This window comes from Geothrix mesophila (genome assembly GCF_022808835.1).
Taxonomy (GTDB): domain Bacteria; phylum Acidobacteriota; class Holophagae; order Holophagales; family Holophagaceae; genus Geothrix; species Geothrix paludis.
In genome coordinates this window covers 139,959-154,638 of the sequence record NZ_JAKZLD010000002.1, presented here as the reverse complement: position 1 = coordinate 154,638, position 14,680 = coordinate 139,959, and the positions used below count along the sequence as shown (strand labels likewise).

The following is a 14,680-nucleotide window of genomic DNA, read 5'->3' as shown; positions in this document are numbered from 1 at the left end:
TCTGCTCGCTGGAAAAGTCCGTTCATCATCGCCGCTCGGCCCGCCTCGCGGGGGGCTCCGGGACTACCCCCGGATCGCACGCCAGGCCCGTGGCGTGCTCCCGCTCATCCTTCGGATTCGCGGACGGGGCCCCGTCCGCCAGGGCTTGTCTACGTGAAGGGTGTCAGGTCGCTGCATGGTCGGTCCTCGGTCTTCAGTCTTCAGTCTTCAGTCTTCAGTCTTCAGTCTTCAGTCTTCAGTCTTCAGTCTTCAGTCTTCAGGCTAGAGCAGATCCTCGCGGCCCTCGGCCTTGAGGCGCTCGACGATCTGCTTGACGGTCTGGGCGCGGTCGCGGTGGCAGATGAGGAGGGCGTCGTCGTCGTCCACCACGATGAGGTCATCCACGCCGCTGGCGGCGATGAGGCGCTTGCCCCCGAAGAAGGCGCTGTTGCGGGTGTCCAGGAGCAGGGTCTCGCCCTGGCTTACGTTGCCTTCGGGATCGGTCTCCTGGAACTCAATGGCCGCGGGCCAGGAGCCCACGTCGGACCAGCGGAAGCGGGTGGGCACCACCGCCACCGTCTCGGCCTTCTCCATGAGCGCCACGTCGATGGCCACCTTGGGCAGCTGCCGGTAGGCGGCCCCGAGGGCTGCGGGATCGGCGCCCGCCGCCACCCAGGCGTCCAGGGGCTTCAGCACCTCCGGCGCATGCTTCGCCAGCCCCTCGCGGAAATCGGTCAGGGTCCACACGAACATGCCGGCGTTCCAGTAGTGGCGGCCGGATTCGAGGTACTGGACCGCCACCTCCACCGGCGGCTTCTCGCGGAAGGCCACCACCTTCTGCACGGGGCCGTGGCCCTCGGATTCGATGTAGCCGTAGCCCGTTTCCGGGTACGTGGGCTTGATGCCGAAGGTGACCAGCTCGTGTTCCCAGGCGGCGTGCTTCACGGCCGTGTCCAGGTCCTCCAGGAACAGGTCCCGGTCGCCGATCCAGTGGTCCGCCGACAGCACGGCCATGACGCCATGGGGCACCTTCCGCTCGATCTGAACCAGGGCCAGAGCCAGGCAGGGCGCAGTGTTGCGGCCCTCGGGCTCCACGATCACGTTCTCCGGCGGCAGCTCGGGCAGCATGCGGCGCGTCTCGGCGGCCAGGTCCTCCGTGGTCACCACGAAGATGCGCTCGGGGGCCACATGGCCGTCCAGGCGGCGCACGGTCTGGTGCAGCAGCGTCTCTGTGCCCACGATGGCCAGGAACTGCTTGGGGCGGGCATTGCGACTGCGGGGCCAGAACCGGGTTCCCCGCCCCCCGGCCATGACGACGGCGACCAGGGAATCCTTGTGGCTATCCGACATCACCTGCCTCCTGCAATCCTGCGACCTTCCAGGGGAACATGGGCCCGCGCCCCTCACAAGCCACCTAGCGTGAAAGGACGTCCACCAGGTCGCTCAGGTCCTCCGGAGGCGCAGGCGGAGAATCGAGGATGCGGGCCAGGGGCTGGACCGCGAGGGCCCCGGCCACCTCGCCCAGGTAGAAGCCGCCCTGCCCCGCGTCCAGGAGCCGCACGGCCTCGGCGCCCCAGCGGCAGCCCCAGATGCGGTCCAGGGCGGAAGGGCTCCCACCCCGCTGGATGTGGCCGAGCACCACCACGCGCAGATCCAGGCCGTAGTCCCGACGAAGCCGGTCGCCCACGGCCACGGCGCTGCCCAGGCCGTCGCCTTCGGCCACCACCACGATGGAGCTGCGCTTGCCCCGCAGCCAGTTGGCGTTGAGGCGCGCCACCAGGGCCTGGTAGGAGCCGTCCGGCGACTCGGGAAACAGCACGGCCTCGGCGCCGCAGGCCAGGGCCGTGTGGACGGCCAGCATGCCCGAGCTGCGGCCCATGACCTCCACCAGGAAGAGCCGCCCGTGGCTGGAGGCCGTGTCCCGGATGCGGTCGATGGCCTCCACGGCGGTGTTCAGGGCGGTGTCGAAACCCAGGGTGCGGTCCGTGCCGGGCAGGTCGTTGTCGATGGTGCCCGGAATGCCCGCGCAGGGGACGCCTTGCTCCCGGTGGAGGGCCTCGGCGGCCCGGAAGCTGCCATCCCCGCCGATGACCACCAGGGCCTGGATGCCCGCCTCCCGCAGGTTCGCCGCGGCCTCGGCGCGCCGAGCCGCCTCGTGGAATTCCGGGCAGCGGGCTGTGTGCAGCACCGTCCCGCCCCGCTGGAGGATGTTGGCGCAGGCGCGGCTGGGCATGGGGGACCAGTCCTTCTCCAGCACCCCCTGGTAGCCGCGCCGGATGCCCCAGGCCTCATACCCCAGGGCGTCCGCCTGACGGACCGCCGCACGGATGGCGGCATTCATGCCCGGAGCGTCCCCCCCGGAGGTGAGGACGCCGATCCTCATTTCGCCTTCCGGTGGGCCGGCAGCTTGGAGCGGGACACAGAGCCCCTCCCCTTGGCCGAGGCCGCCTTGCTCCGCTTGCGGACCTTGCCCTTGACCCGCCGGCCCTTCCGCGTGTCCTTCACGTGGGCTTCCGGCGGCGGCAGGGGGGGCGGCTCGACGATGCCCCTGGGCACCGGCGGGAGGTCCCCTTCGGAGATCCCCTGGGCCGAGGCCCGCTGGGCCCGGATCTTCATCACGGGGTCCTCCTGGGGCCGCGGGGCGGCCACCAGCCCCAGGGCCAGGCTGCTGATGAACAAGACGCGTCGCGGCATGGTCCCTCCTGTAATCAATTATCGCGCATCCGGACGGATGCGGCGCTCCACCTCTCCTGTGCGCCGCGTTTTGGATTCGTCCCCCCGGCCCCCCTCGCGATAAACTTGCTGATTCAGGGATCAATCCCGGCCCGACCTCAACAAGTCCGGAGTTTTCATGACCATGCAATCCGGTTCCGCCCCCATGGACGGCACGGCCCTGGCGGCCTGCCTGAAGCCTTTCCCCGCCTCCACCAAGATCCACGTGGCCGGCAGCCTCCCGGGCGTCCGGGTGCCCTTCCGGCAGGTCCAGCTGCAGCCCACCCGGGACTTCCAGGACCGCCTCACCGAGAATCCGCCCGTGGTGCTCTACGACACCTCGGGCCCCTACACCGATCCCGCCGTGGCCATCGACGTGGCCAAGGGCCTGACCCCGCTGCGCCAGGACTGGATCCTGGGCCGGGGCGACGTGGAGGCGCTGCCCGGCGCCACCAGCCTCTACCGCAAGCTCCGCGAGCGCGACCAGGAGCTGGACGCCATCCGGTTCCACGCGGACCGCAAGCCCCTGCGCGCCAAGGCCGGCCGCAACGTCACCCAGCTGCACTACGCGCGGCAGGGCATCATCACTCCCGAGATGGAGTTCATCGCCATCCGCGAGAACCTGGGCCGCGAGGCCGCCGGGACCAAGAGCCGCATCACGCCCGAGTTCGTGCGCGACGAGGTCGCCCGGGGCCGCGCCATCATCCCCGCCAACATCAACCACCCGGAGACCGAGCCGATGATCATCGGCCGCAACTTCCTGGTGAAGATCAACGCCAACATCGGCAACTCCGCCGTGGCTTCCAGCATCGAGGAGGAGGTCGAGAAGATGGCCTGGTCCATCCGCTGGGGCGCCGACACGGTGATGGACCTCAGCACGGGCAAGAACATCCACGAGACCCGCGAGTGGATCCTGCGCAACAGCCCCGTACCCATCGGCACGGTGCCCATCTACCAGGCCCTCGAGAAGGTGAACGGCAAGGCCGAGGACCTCACCTGGGAGATCTATCGCGACACGCTCATCGAGCAGGCCGAACAGGGCGTGGACTACTTCACCATCCACGCCGGCGTGCTGCTGCGCTACGTGCCGCTGACCGCCAAGCGCGTCACGGGCATCGTCTCCCGCGGCGGCAGCATCCTGGCCAAGTGGTGCCTGGCCCACCACAAGGAGAACTTCCTCTACACGCACTTCGAGGAGATCTGCGAGATCATGAAGGCCTACGACGTGGCCTTCTCGCTGGGCGACGGCCTGCGCCCCGGCAGCACCGCCGACGCCAATGACGAGGCCCAGTTCGGCGAACTGGAGACCCTGGGCGAGCTCACCAAGATCGCCTGGAAGCACGATGTGCAGGTGATGATCGAGGGCCCCGGCCACGTGCCCATGCACCTCATCCAGGAGAACATGACCAAGCAGCTGGAAGTCTGCGACGAGGCGCCCTTCTACACCCTGGGCCCCCTCACCACGGACGTCGCGCCGGGCTACGACCACATCACCTCGGCCATCGGCGCCGCCATGATCGGCTGGTACGGCTGCGCCATGCTGTGCTACGTGACACCCAAGGAGCACCTGGGCCTGCCCAACAAGAAGGACGTGAAGGACGGCGTCATCACCTACAAGATCGCGGCCCACGCCGCGGACCTGGCCAAGGGCCACCCCGGCGCCCGCCTCTGGGACGACGCCATGAGCAAGGCTCGTTTCGAGTTCCGCTGGGAGGACCAGTTCAACCTGGCCCTGGACCCCGACACCGCCCGCGAGTTCCACGACGAGACCCTGCCCGCCGAGGGCGCCAAGACCGCCCACTTCTGCTCCATGTGCGGCCCCCACTTCTGCTCCATGAAGATCTCGGACGACGTGCGGCAGTACGCCGAAGCGCATGGCTACAACGAGGAGGAGGCCCTGCAGAAGGGCATGGAGGAGATGGCGGAGACGTTCGTGCAGAAGGGCGCCGAGGTCTATCAGAAGGCCTGATTCGCTCCCTGCACGAAAAAGCCCCGCCACCGGCGGGGCTTTTTCGTGGATGGGCGCGTATCATCGGGGCGGTTTCTCATCCAGGAGGCAGTCATGGCCGCGAAGAAGATCCTCATGCTCGTGGGCGATTTCGGAGAGGACTACGAAATCATGGTGCCCTTCCAGACCCTGCTCGCCGTGGGCCACACGGTCCACGCCGCGTGCCCCGACAAGAAGGCCGGCGAGTCCGTGGCCACGGCCATCCACGACTTCGAAGGCCACCAGACTTACTCCGAAAAGCCCGGCCACCGCTTCGCCCTCAACGCCACCTTCGCGGACCTCAAACCGGACCAGTACGACGCCCTGGTGATCCCCGGCGGTCGCGCCCCCGAGTACCTGCGCCTCAACCCCAAGGTGCTGGAGATCGTTCGCCACTTCTTCACCGCCAAGAAGCCCGTGGCCGCCATCTGCCACGGCGCCCAGATCCTCTCCGCCGCGGGCGTGCTCGAGGGACGCACCTGCTCCGCCTATCCCGCCTGCCGCGCCGAAGTGGAAGTGGCCAAGGGGAAGTACGCCGACATCGCCATCGATGGCGCCGTCACGGACGGCAACCTCGTCACCGCCCCGGCATGGCCCGCCCATCCCGCCTGGATCGCCCAGTTCCTGCAGGTGCTGGGAACCCGCATCACCCTTTGATCCGCGAGCCTGGTGTCAATTACTTGTTGGCAGACCTTTCCCGGCTCTCCATACTGGTCGTCCACAGGATCTTTGTCAGTTTCATCACGCGATATCCAGAAAGGTGGAGGGACGGGCCCTGTGAAACCTTGGCAACCTGCGAGAGCAAGGTGCCAATTCCTGCCGCGGTCGATTGATCGACCGCGGAAAGATGCTGACGTGTCAGAAGCTGACATGCGAAGGGGCCCGAGAAATCGGGCCCCTTCGTTAGAGTGCCTAACCAAACCCCGACCGGGCCGCGAGAAAGCCAGGCGGGATGCACCGCAAGGAAGGGCCCGCAGGGCGATGTGGTTCATCGTTCAAGGGCCGTGACGCCGCGGGGCGCCCACCTGGCTTTCTCCCTCCGGGCGAGGGCCAGCGGGCGTCGCGGTGCCGCGTCACGCTCGTCGCGCGTAGTACCCGCTACGCGTCTCCTCGCGTTCCTCGCCTCGCTCGCCCGGTGGCCCTCGCGCGGCCCCGTGGGGGTTTGGTTAGGCACTCTGATTTGGATCGCAGTGGAACGACGGAGATCCTCCACCACGGAGGCTCCCTTGAGCGAGCAGTACCTCGATACCAACGTGCCGGGCAACCCGGCCTACCACTTCACCATCCTGCCCCCGGCACGGGAGAGCGAGGCCGGCTGGATCCACCGGGCCGGGCTGGTGCCGGACGCGGGCCTGGCCACCCAGTGCGTGCATGCGGGCGTGCAGCCCGATCCGGCCTATGGGTCGGTCATGCCGCCGCTGTACCTCTCGTCCACTTTCGCCTTCAAGGACATCTGCACCAACGCCGGCTACGACTACACCCGCAGCGGCAACCCCACCCGGGCGGCCCTGGAGGAAGCCCTCGCCCTGCTGGAGGGCGGCCACGGCGCCACTTGCACCAGCACGGGCATGAGCGCCATCCTCGTGGTCCTGAACCTGCTGCCCCACGGCAGCCACCTCGTCTGCACCGTGGACTGCTACGGCGGCACCTTCCGCCTGCTGGAGCACGCCAAGCGCTTCTACGGCCTGGAGGTCACCTACCTCGACCTCGCGGACCTCGAGGCGGTGGCGGCGGCCCTCCGGCCCAACACGCGCCTGATCTGGATCGAGTCGCCCTCGAATCCCCTGCTGCGCCTCACGGACATCGCCGCGGTGGCGGAGCTGGCCCATCGCCAGCCGGGTTGCCTCGTGGCCGTCGACAACACCTTCCTCTCGCCCTACCTCCAGCGGCCCTTCGAGCTGGGCGCCGACCTCGTCATCCACTCCACGACCAAGTACCTCAACGGCCACAGCGACGTGGTGGGCGGGGCCGTGGTGGCCGGGCCGGGCCGCCTGGCCCTCACCCAGCAGATCCAGAGCGTGAACAACCTGCTGGGCACCTCGCAGGCGCCCCACGACTGCTTCCTGGTGCTGCGCGGCCTGAAGACGCTGCCCCTCCGCATGCGCCAGCACGAGGCCACGGCCCAGGTGCTGGCAGAGTTCCTGGCGGCCCACCCCGCCGTGGGGAAGGTCCACTACCCGGGCCTGCCCGGCCACCCGCAGCACGGGCTGGCAAAGCGGCAGCAGCGCGGCTTCGGCGCCATGCTCAGCTTCGAGCTGAAGGAGGGCGGGCCGGAGCGGCTGAACCACGTGCTCCGGAGGCTGCGCTGGTTCACCCTGGCGGAGAGCCTGGGTGGCGTGGAGTCGCTGGTGGCCCACCCGGCCTCCATGACCCACGCCTCCATGACGCCCGAGGCCCGGAAGCGCGCCGGCATCAGCGACGACCTCATCCGGCTCTCCGTGGGCCTGGAGGACGTGCGGGACTTGCGCGCGGACCTGGTCCAGGCCCTGGCGGTCGACTGAGGCCGATCCCACTCCGACAAGGCTCGAACGCCACCCAAAAACCACAAGCCGGAACGAGAAGAGCGCGATGCGGAGCCAAGCTCCGGGCGAAGCCCCCGAAGGTTGGCTCGCGGGACACAGAACCATCTGGGCTCAAGAACCCAAATCACCCTTTGCGCCCTTTGCTCGCCCGGAAGGCGCTTCGCGCGCTTCGCGTTCTGTTTTTTTCCGGGCCGTCGGCTGCGAGAGCTACTGGACCCCCAGCAGCTCCACATCGAAGATCAGGTCGGCGTTGGGCGGGATGTCTCCGCCGGCGCCACGGGCGCCGTAGCCCAGCGCCGCGGGGATGTACAAGGTGCGCTTGCCGCCCGCCTTCATGGTCATGAGCCCCTCGTCCCAGCCCTTGATGACACGGCCCACACCGATGGGGATGGCCAGCGGCTCGCCGCGATCCACGGAGCTGTCGAACTTCTTCCCCTTCTTCCCGTGGTCCGACAGCCAGCCCGTGTAGTGGACGAGGCAGCGCTGGCCCCGCTGGGGCGCGGCTCCCGTGCCCACCTTCGTGTCCAGGTACTTCAACCCGCTGGCTGTTGTGACCAGGGCGGGCGCCTTCGCCTTGGTGCGCCCAGCCGCCTGGGCGGGTGTCGCTGGCGTAAGCACCAGCGCCAGCAGGGCAAGGGGCCAGACGGGCATCGCATGGCGCATGGGGATCTCCTCCGGAACGGGTGTGATGACAGGTCCCGCCTTTCAAGTCTGCCAGAGGATGCGCTCGCGGGCCGGCTGCCACTCGCCTGACCCGCCCTGCTGCGCAGGGCGCTTCCACTCCTCGCTGGGTCGTTTGTGAGTCGAGGCCTCCGGGTTGCTCTCCAGGTGAACCCAGAGGCGTGGAGATTTGAACCCGTTGCCGGCGAACCACTCGTGCTTCATCCGCTCCGGTAGCGCCCCGCGCTGCCGGAGCGGCGCACTCGCGGGCCGGCTGCCACTCGGGGGTCCAAATCCGCCAGGTCCTAGCCCAACAAAGAACAAGGGGTCCCGGTGGGACCCCTTGTTCTTTGTTGGCTCCGGAGGAGGGATTTGAACCCCCGACCTAGTGATTAACAGTCACCCGCTCTGACCCCTGAGCTACTCCGGAAAGCGTGAACGTCCATTCTACCGGAGGCAGGCCTGGATTCAAGCGGGGAGGGGCGGGACCTGTGATCCTCGTCGTCCGCCCTAGTTCTTCTGGAGTTCCATCAGGATCTGGCGGGCGGCGGCCTTGAGGGTCTCGATGACGCCGGTGCCCTGGCTGGCCACGGCTTCGATCATGGGCTCGCTCCGGAATCGGAGCAGGCGCTCCATCTCGGCCACGGGCACGGCAGAAGGCATGTCCCGTTTGTTCAGCTGGAGGACATAGGGAATGTTGCGGACGTCGAAGCCGTTCTCTTTGAGGTTGGTCGCCAGGTTCGCGATGGACTCGATGTTGGCTTCCATGCGGGCCTTCTGGCTGTCGGCCACGAAGATGATGCCGTCGCAGCCGCGCAGGATGAGCTTGCGGCTGGCGTCATAGAACACCTGGCCGGGCACGGTGTAGAGGTGGAACCGCACCTTGAAGCCCTTGACCGTGCCCATGTCCAGGGGCAGGAAGTCGAAGAAGAGGGTGCGATCGGTCTCGGTGGCGAGGCTGACCAGCTTGCCCTTCTTGTCGGGGTTCGCCTGCTCGTAGATCCACTGGATGTTCGTCGTCTTGCCGCAGAGGCCGGGGCCGTAGTAGACGATCTTGCAGTTGATCTCGCGGGACGCGTAGTTGATGAAGGTCATGTCCGCGCCTCAGGCTTAGTCGCCGAAGAGGCGGTCGATGTCTTCGTCGGTGATCTCCGAGAAGGGGCTCTCGAAGCGGTTGCCGCTGTCGGATTCCTTCTGCGCGCGCTGTTCCACCTGGTCGAAGATCTCCTGGAGCTCCTTGCTGGCCTTCTTCACCCGCAGCCGCACCAGCGCCAGGCTGGAATTCTGATCGAAGATGACCACCAGGATCCCGCGCTTGCCCACGATCGAGATATGCAGGTTGTCCCGCTCGCCCTCGTGGAAGAGCAGGCTGAATTCCTTTTCGCCGATGAGCTTGGCCAGGCCATCCGTGGCGGCCACGTTGCCGGCGGTGAGGGAGGCGAGGCTGGTGGCGTCGATGCTCTTCACGTCGCCCGCGGCGGCGATCTGCTGGCCGTTCTTGTCCACCAGGAACACCACCTTGGCGGAGGCGTCCTTCTGGAGGCGGCCGATGATCTCGTGGAGGAGCTTGTACTCCTCCTCGAACATGATGAGATCAAGCTTTGCCACAAGAACCTCCGCCGGGACTGCTATCTGTGAGGATAGCACTTTTCAGTAGGCCTCCGAGCCGGCTCCCCCCTGAATCACCGCCACGGAGGCGGAAAGCCCCAGGCGGGTGGCCCCGGCCAGGACCATGGCCAACGCCTTCTCGTAGGTGCGGATGCCGCCGGAGGCTTTCACGCCCATGCCCGTGCCCACGGTCCGGCGCATGAGCGCGACATCAGCCTCGGTGGCGCCGCCCGTTGAGAAGCCCGTGGAGGTCTTCACGAAGTCGAGGTCCGCCTCCAGCGCGAGCGCCGAGGCCCGCTCCTTCTCGGCATCCGTGAGCAGGCAGGTCTCCAGGATGACCTTGAGCACCGTGGGCGCGGGAACGGCCGCCCTCAGCCCTTCCAGGTCCCGGCGGACCGTGTCCCAGTCGCCGCCCTTCGCGGCGCCGACGGCCAGCACCATGTCCACCTCCTGCGCCCCCTCCTTCACGGCTACTTCTGCCTCGTGGGCCTTGGCGGACAGGGAGGATGCCCCCAGGGGGAAGCCGACCACCGTGCACGTCCGGACGGCGCTGCCCTTCAGCAGGGACGAGGCCAGGGGCACCCACAGGGGGTTGACGCAGACTGAGGCGAAGCCGTGCTTCAGGGCCTCGGCGCAGAGGACCTCCACCTGCGCGCCGGTGGCCTCGGCCTTCAGCAGGGTGTGGTCGATGAGGGGGGACAGGTCCCAGGGCCCGGCGGGGAGGGCCGCCTGCGCCGAGGTCCGATGGTGCAGCCCCGCATGATCGTGGAGCAGGCAGGCGCCCTCCACGCACCCCAGGAGCTGGGGCCTCCGCCCCTCGGGAAGCGGCTGGAGCCGGGCACGGATCTCTGCGGTGAGGTCGAGGAGCGGGTCGATCATGGTTCCCATCATGGCCCGGGGGCGTCCCGCCGGAAAGCCGTACGCGAAAAAGCGGGCCGGAGCCCGCTTTTTCGTGAACCGGTGAAGCCTGTTACTTCTTGGCCTCTTCCTTCTTCTCGGCCTTCTTGGCAGCCTTCTTGGCCTTCTTCTCGGCCTTGGGGGCGGCTTCAGCCTTCTTCTCTTCGGCGGTCATGGCCTTCTTGGCCTCGGCCTTCTTCTCAGCCTTCTTCTCTTCCTTCTTGGGCTCGGCCTTCTTCTCGGCCTTCTTCTCCTCGGAGGTCAGGGCCTTCTTCTCGGCGGCGGGAGCGGCGGGCTCGGCCTTCTTGGCAGCCTTCTTCGCCTTCTTGGCCTTCTTCTCGGCCTTGGGAGCGGCCTCGGCCTTCTTCTCTTCGGCGGTCATGGCCTTCTTGGCCTCGGCCTTCTTCTCAGCCTTCTTCTCGGCCTTCTTCTCTTCCTTCTTGGGCTCAGCCTTCTTCTCGGCCTTCTTCTCCTCGGAGGTCAGGGCCTTCTTCTCGGCGGCAGGAGCGGCGGGCTCGGCCTTCTTCTCGGCCTTCTTGTGGTGCTTCTTGGCCTTCTTCTCGGCCTTGGGAGCAGCCTCAGCCTTCTTCTCGGCCTTGGGGGCGGCCTCGGCCTTCTTCTCGTCGGCGACGGTCAGGGCCTTCTTGGCCTCTTCCTTCTTGGGCTCGGCCTTCTTCTCAGCCTTCTTCTCGGCCTTCTTGGTCTCGACCTTCTTCGCTTCAGGCTTCTTCGCCTCTTCCGCGAACACGGGGCTGATCAGAGCGGCGGCGACGAGCAGCGCAGCAAGCTTCTTCATGGGGGTTCTCCCTGGGTTGATCCGGCACGGCCGGAAGTGCCGCCAGGGTTGCATCATCTGGGCCAAATTTTAATTCTACTTAATACAACACTTAGACAACAGCTTATCCTGGAAAACCCGTTGCATTCTGCCACTCGTGGCAGCCTGCTACTCCCCGTCGTGGAATCCGTAGCGCTTGAGTTTCCGGTAGAGGGTGGTCCTGTCCACCCCCAGGATGTCGGCGATGCGCTGCTTCTCCTTGTGGCGGCCCAGCAGGATCTGGATGTAGCGGCGCTCCAGCTCGTCCAGGGAGGGCCAATCCTCGATCAGGGAGGGGGCCTCCTCGGAAGGCTCGGGCTTGAGCAGGGCCCGCTTGAGCACGTCGGCCTGGATCTTGGCCGGCAGGTCGTCCACGGTGATCTCCCGGCCGCGGCTCAGCTGGGTGAGGTTCTCCACGGCATTGCCCAGTTCCCGCACGTTGCCCGGCCAGGAGTAGGCCTCCAGCACCCGCCGGGCTTCCGGATGCAGGCGGTAGGTCTGCTGATCCTTCTGCCCGAACTCCGCCAGGAAGTGGTCCAGGAGCGCGCCCACGTCGTCCCCGCGCTCGCGGAGGGGCGGTACGGCCAGCTCCACGACGCTGAGGCGGTAGTAGAGGTCCTCGCGGAAGGCCCCCGCCTTCACCATCTGCTGGAGATCCCGGTTGGTGGCGGCGATGACCCGGGTATCCACCTTGATGGTCTTGTTGCCGCCCACGCGGCGGATCTCCTGCTCCTGCAGCACCCGCAGCAGGCGCACCTGAAAGCTGGGGCTGGTCTCTCCGATCTCATCCAGGAAGATGGTGCCGCCGGAGGCCTCCTCGAAGAGGCCCGGCTTCTCGCCCACGGCGCCCGTGAAGGACCCCTTCACGTGCCCGAACAGCTCGGATTCCAGCAGAGTCTCTGTGAGGGCGCCGCAGTTCACTGCCACGAAGGCGCGGTCCCGGCGGTCGCTGGAGAGATGGATGCTGCGGGCCACCAGCTCCTTGCCGGTGCCGCTCTCCCCCGTGATGAGCACCGTGGCCCGGCTGTTCTGGAGGCTCGCGATGGTCTTGTAGACCGCCATCATCTTCGGGCTGGATCCGATCATGAGGCTGCGCTTGACCTTGGGCGAGGCGTCCGGGGCCTCCCCCTGGCCGGCCGACTGCCGCCGGGCCAGGGCGCGGGTCACCAGGGCCTTCAGTTCCTCGTTGTTCCAGGGCTTGCTGAGGAAGTCGAAGGCGCCTTCCCGCACGGCCTCGATGGCGGTCTCCAGGGTGCCGAAGCCCGACAGCAGGATGGTGTCCACCCCCAGGGGCTTGGCTTCCCGCAACAGGTCCAGGCCGTCCTTCTTCGCCTCGAGGTTGATGTCCGACAGGAGCAGGTCGAAACCCCCCTTCCGCAGCAGCTCGATGGCCCGGTCGGGATGCGTCGCCTTGGCGACGTCGAGGCCCATGGTCCCCAGCAGCTCCTCCAGGAACTCGCAGGTCTCCTTGCTGTCATCCACCACGAGGACACGGGCCATGGCCACCCCCACCCTTGAAGGTATCCCACCTGGCCCCCGGCGAGTCCCCAGGGTATGCTCACGGCATCCCTCCAACGGAGAATTCCCATGCGAACCCTTCTGGCTCTTGCCTTCGGAATAGCCGCCTCCCTGGTCAGCCTCGCCGCGGGCGACCTCACCATCACCTCCCAGGTCACGGGCAAGGGCGCCCTGGCCAAGGACGGCTCCCAGGTCCAGTACCTGAGCGCCACGCGGATGCGCATCAACCACGCCGGATCGAAGGTCGACAGCCTGGTGGATTACGGCCACGAGGTGATCTACAGCATCGACCACGGGAAGAAGGTCATCACCAAGATGACGTTCAAGGACATGCAGGAAGCCATGCAGGCCCTGGAAGAGCAGATGGCCGGCATGCCCGAGATGGTGACGAAGATGATGTTCGGCGACGTGTCCGAGGTGAAGGTCGAGCACCTGGGGCCGGACACCGTCCTGGGCCGGCCCTGCAAGAAGGTGCGCGTCATCCTCGGCAAGATGGTGGAAGAGCTGAGCATCGATCCGTCGCTCCAATTCCCCGTCAAGGACTACGCCAAGTCCATGGCCATGCTGAACCGCGTCCCGGGACCCATGGGCGCCCTCTTCAAGCGGGTCTACCAGGAGACGGCCAAGCTCAAGGGCGTGCCCCTGAAGACCCACATCACCGGGCTCATGGGCACGGACGTGACCACCGTGGCCACGGACGTCTCCACCGCCGCCATTCCTGAAAGCACCTGGGCCCTGCCCGCGGACTACACCATGAAGGACGGCGGCAAGGAGATGAAGGACGCCGTGAAGGGGAAGCGGTAGACTGGGCGGGGCCCCCAGCGATCAGCTAGCGGGCCCCTTCCTTGCGGAATCCCCATGAGCGCCCAACCCTCCTTCGACGATGGCCTGGACCGGCTGGAGGCCCTGGTGCAGCAGCTGGAGTCCGGCAGCCTCAGCCTGGAAGAGGCCCTGGCCCGCTTCGAGGAGGGCGTGCAGCTCAGCCAGGCCCTCCAGAAGCAGCTGGCCGACGCCCAGCGCCGCGTGGAGGTCCTCAAGGCCGGCCTCGGCGGCGAATACCGGGCCGAACCCCTGGACGAAGGCAGGGAAGGTCGATGAACGAGCCCGCCTCGCAGGTGCAGGCCGACCTGGACCGCCTGCTCCCCCTGCTGGACGTCCGTCTCACGGCCCCCTTCCGGGAGGGCGAAGCGGCCCGCCTGGGCGAGGCCATGCGCTACAGCCTGGAGGCCGGCGGCAAGCGCGTGCGGCCGGTCCTCTGCCTGCTGGCCGCCGAGGCCGTGGGCGGAACGGCGGCACAGGCTCTCCCCGGCGCCCTGGCCCTGGAATACGTCCACACCTATTCGCTCATCCACGACGACCTGCCCGCCATGGACGACGACGACCTGCGGCGGGGCCGGCCCACCAACCACAAGGTCTTCGGCGAGGGCCACGCCATCCTGGCCGGCGACGCCCTCCTCACAGAGGCCTTCGGCGTGCTGGCCTCCGCGGACCTCGATCCCGTCCGCCGGGCCGAGGCCCTGGCCCTCCTGGCCGAAGGCGCGGGTTGGCGAGGCATGGCCGGGGGCCAGGCCCTCGACCTCGAAGGCGAAACGCTGGACAGCTACGACCTGGACCACCTGCGCCTCATCCACCGCCTCAAGACCGGCGCCCTCCTGCGCGCCTCGCTGGAGATCGGCGCGGTGCTGGGCGGCGCGACCCCCGCGGACCGTTCCGCCCTGCGGGCCTACGGCGAAGCCATCGGGCTCGCCTTCCAGATCCAGGACGACATCCTGGACGCCACCGCCACCGACGCGGACCTGGGCAAGCGCGCCGGAAAAGATGCGGGCAAGGGTAAGATCACCTACCCTTCCCTCCTGGGCCTGGACGGCGCCCGCAAAGCCCTGAGTGAAGCGACCGAGAATGCCTTATGTCATCTAGCAACCCTTCCCAATCGCACGTCCTTGGCAGCCTGGGCCCGGTATCTGGCCCAGCGGGCGAAATAGG

16 protein-coding genes, 1 tRNA gene and 1 riboswitch are annotated in these 14,680 nt (G+C 67.7%); of the genes, 6 read left to right on the top strand and 11 right to left on the bottom strand.

Annotated elements, in window-relative coordinates; translation table 11 throughout:
- Nucleotides 1-261 precede the first annotated feature (261 nt).
- From MLG87_RS08105 to MLG87_RS08095, 3 genes are all read right to left on the bottom strand, one after another.
- Nucleotides 262-1,329 carry a mannose-1-phosphate guanylyltransferase gene (locus tag MLG87_RS08105; protein WP_243294693.1) on the bottom strand — a complete coding sequence of 356 codons (1,068 nt, stop codon included), beginning with the start codon at nt 1,327-1,329 and terminating at the stop codon, nt 262-264.
- A gap of 64 nt (nt 1,330-1,393) precedes the next feature.
- Nucleotides 1,394-2,362 (bottom strand): ATP-dependent 6-phosphofructokinase, encoded by a 969-nt coding sequence (locus MLG87_RS08100; RefSeq protein WP_243294692.1) that lies wholly within the window; start codon nt 2,360-2,362, stop codon nt 1,394-1,396.
- Nucleotides 2,359-2,673 carry a hypothetical protein gene (locus MLG87_RS08095; RefSeq protein WP_243294691.1) on the bottom strand — a complete coding sequence of 105 codons (315 nt, stop codon included), beginning with the start codon at nt 2,671-2,673 and terminating at the stop codon, nt 2,359-2,361. The genes MLG87_RS08100 and MLG87_RS08095 overlap by 4 nt, the downstream gene beginning before the upstream one ends.
- Nucleotides 2,674-2,830: 157 nt before the next feature.
- Here MLG87_RS08095 and thiC point away from each other — a divergent pair, with 157 nt between their 5' ends.
- The 3 genes from thiC (at nt 2,831) to MLG87_RS08080 (ending at nt 7,179) form a co-directional block, all read left to right on the top strand.
- Nucleotides 2,831-4,660 (top strand): phosphomethylpyrimidine synthase ThiC, encoded by a 1,830-nt coding sequence (gene thiC, locus MLG87_RS08090; protein ID WP_279341185.1) that lies wholly within the window; start codon nt 2,831-2,833, stop codon nt 4,658-4,660.
- Between the two features lie 93 nt (nt 4,661-4,753).
- Complete coding sequence (locus tag MLG87_RS08085) at nt 4,754-5,335, top strand: DJ-1/PfpI family protein (RefSeq protein WP_243294690.1); 582 nt, start codon at nt 4,754-4,756, stop codon at nt 5,333-5,335.
- 88 nt (nt 5,336-5,423) lie between these two features.
- Nucleotides 5,424-5,532: riboswitch (SAM riboswitch) on the top strand.
- Nucleotides 5,533-5,904: 372 nt separating this feature from the next.
- The gene (locus tag MLG87_RS08080) at nt 5,905-7,179 is read left to right on the top strand and encodes a trans-sulfuration enzyme family protein (RefSeq protein ID WP_243294689.1); all 1,275 of its coding nucleotides are present in this window, start codon (nt 5,905-5,907) and stop codon (nt 7,177-7,179) included.
- A gap of 228 nt (nt 7,180-7,407) precedes the next feature.
- Here MLG87_RS08080 and MLG87_RS08075 read toward each other — a convergent pair whose 3' ends face one another.
- From MLG87_RS08075 to MLG87_RS08040, 8 genes are all read right to left on the bottom strand, one after another.
- Complete coding sequence (locus tag MLG87_RS08075) at nt 7,408-7,851, bottom strand: FKBP-type peptidyl-prolyl cis-trans isomerase (protein WP_425250884.1); 444 nt, start codon at nt 7,849-7,851, stop codon at nt 7,408-7,410.
- Between the two features lie 54 nt (nt 7,852-7,905).
- A complete protein-coding gene (locus MLG87_RS08070; RefSeq protein WP_243294687.1) occupies nt 7,906-8,085 on the bottom strand; it encodes a hypothetical protein in 180 nt (59 codons plus the stop codon).
- A 129-nt stretch (nt 8,086-8,214) separates the two neighbouring features.
- A tRNA-Asn gene (locus MLG87_RS08065) sits at nt 8,215-8,290 on the bottom strand.
- A gap of 80 nt (nt 8,291-8,370) precedes the next feature.
- A complete protein-coding gene (locus MLG87_RS08060; protein WP_243287104.1) occupies nt 8,371-8,955 on the bottom strand; it encodes a GTP-binding protein in 585 nt (194 codons plus the stop codon).
- 15 nt (nt 8,956-8,970) lie between these two features.
- Complete coding sequence (locus MLG87_RS08055) at nt 8,971-9,468, bottom strand: roadblock/LC7 domain-containing protein (RefSeq protein ID WP_338028454.1); 498 nt, start codon at nt 9,466-9,468, stop codon at nt 8,971-8,973.
- 42 nt (nt 9,469-9,510) lie between these two features.
- Nucleotides 9,511-10,347 carry a deoxyribose-phosphate aldolase gene (deoC, locus tag MLG87_RS08050; protein ID WP_243294686.1) on the bottom strand — a complete coding sequence of 279 codons (837 nt, stop codon included), beginning with the start codon at nt 10,345-10,347 and terminating at the stop codon, nt 9,511-9,513.
- 91 nt (nt 10,348-10,438) lie between these two features.
- Complete coding sequence (locus MLG87_RS08045; RefSeq protein ID WP_243294685.1) at nt 10,439-11,161, bottom strand: hypothetical protein; 723 nt, start codon at nt 11,159-11,161, stop codon at nt 10,439-10,441.
- A 147-nt stretch (nt 11,162-11,308) separates the two neighbouring features.
- Entirely contained in the window at nt 11,309-12,679 is a 1,371-nt protein-coding gene (locus MLG87_RS08040; RefSeq protein ID WP_243294684.1) for a sigma-54-dependent transcriptional regulator, read from the bottom strand.
- 87 nt (nt 12,680-12,766) lie between these two features.
- Here MLG87_RS08040 and MLG87_RS08035 point away from each other — a divergent pair, with 87 nt between their 5' ends.
- Genes MLG87_RS08035 through MLG87_RS08025 form a run of 3 tightly spaced genes read left to right on the top strand, consistent with a single transcriptional unit; the run spans nt 12,767 to nt 14,679 of the window.
- Entirely contained in the window at nt 12,767-13,501 is a 735-nt protein-coding gene (locus MLG87_RS08035; RefSeq protein ID WP_243294683.1) for a hypothetical protein, read from the top strand.
- Between the two features lie 54 nt (nt 13,502-13,555).
- A complete protein-coding gene (gene xseB / locus MLG87_RS08030) occupies nt 13,556-13,795 on the top strand; it encodes an exodeoxyribonuclease VII small subunit (RefSeq protein WP_243294682.1) in 240 nt (79 codons plus the stop codon).
- Nucleotides 13,792-14,679, top strand: a complete 888-nt coding sequence (locus tag MLG87_RS08025; RefSeq protein ID WP_243294681.1) for a polyprenyl synthetase family protein — start codon at nt 13,792-13,794, stop codon at nt 14,677-14,679. The genes xseB and MLG87_RS08025 overlap by 4 nt, the downstream gene beginning before the upstream one ends.
- The last annotated feature ends 1 nt before the right edge of the window (nt 14,680 follow it).

Excerpts from the sequence above, each read along its gene's own strand:
- MLG87_RS08045 (WP_243294685.1), bottom strand. The coding sequence starts at position 11,161 with ATGAAGAAGCTTGCTGCGCTGCTCGTCGCCGCCGCTCTGATCAGCCCC.
- MLG87_RS08105 (WP_243294693.1), bottom strand. The coding sequence starts at position 1,329 with ATGTCGGATAGCCACAAGGATTCCCTGGTCGCCGTCGTCATGGCCGGG.
- MLG87_RS08100 (WP_243294692.1), bottom strand. The coding sequence starts at position 2,362 with ATGAGGATCGGCGTCCTCACCTCCGGGGGGGACGCTCCGGGCATGAAT.
- MLG87_RS08035 (WP_243294683.1), top strand. The coding sequence starts at position 12,767 with ATGCGAACCCTTCTGGCTCTTGCCTTCGGAATAGCCGCCTCCCTGGTC.
- MLG87_RS08040 (WP_243294684.1), bottom strand. The coding sequence starts at position 12,679 with ATGGCCCGTGTCCTCGTGGTGGATGACAGCAAGGAGACCTGCGAGTTC.
- MLG87_RS08095 (WP_243294691.1), bottom strand. The coding sequence starts at position 2,673 with ATGCCGCGACGCGTCTTGTTCATCAGCAGCCTGGCCCTGGGGCTGGTG.
- MLG87_RS08085 (WP_243294690.1), top strand. The coding sequence starts at position 4,754 with ATGGCCGCGAAGAAGATCCTCATGCTCGTGGGCGATTTCGGAGAGGAC.
- xseB (WP_243294682.1), top strand. The coding sequence starts at position 13,556 with ATGAGCGCCCAACCCTCCTTCGACGATGGCCTGGACCGGCTGGAGGCC.
- MLG87_RS08075 (WP_425250884.1), bottom strand. The coding sequence starts at position 7,851 with ATGCCCGTCTGGCCCCTTGCCCTGCTGGCGCTGGTGCTTACGCCAGCG.
- thiC (WP_279341185.1), top strand. The coding sequence starts at position 2,831 with ATGACCATGCAATCCGGTTCCGCCCCCATGGACGGCACGGCCCTGGCG.
- MLG87_RS08060 (WP_243287104.1), bottom strand. The coding sequence starts at position 8,955 with ATGACCTTCATCAACTACGCGTCCCGCGAGATCAACTGCAAGATCGTC.
- MLG87_RS08025 (WP_243294681.1), top strand. The coding sequence starts at position 13,792 with ATGAACGAGCCCGCCTCGCAGGTGCAGGCCGACCTGGACCGCCTGCTC.
- MLG87_RS08070 (WP_243294687.1), bottom strand. The coding sequence starts at position 8,085 with ATGAAGCACGAGTGGTTCGCCGGCAACGGGTTCAAATCTCCACGCCTC.
- deoC (WP_243294686.1), bottom strand. The coding sequence starts at position 10,347 with ATGATCGACCCGCTCCTCGACCTCACCGCAGAGATCCGTGCCCGGCTC.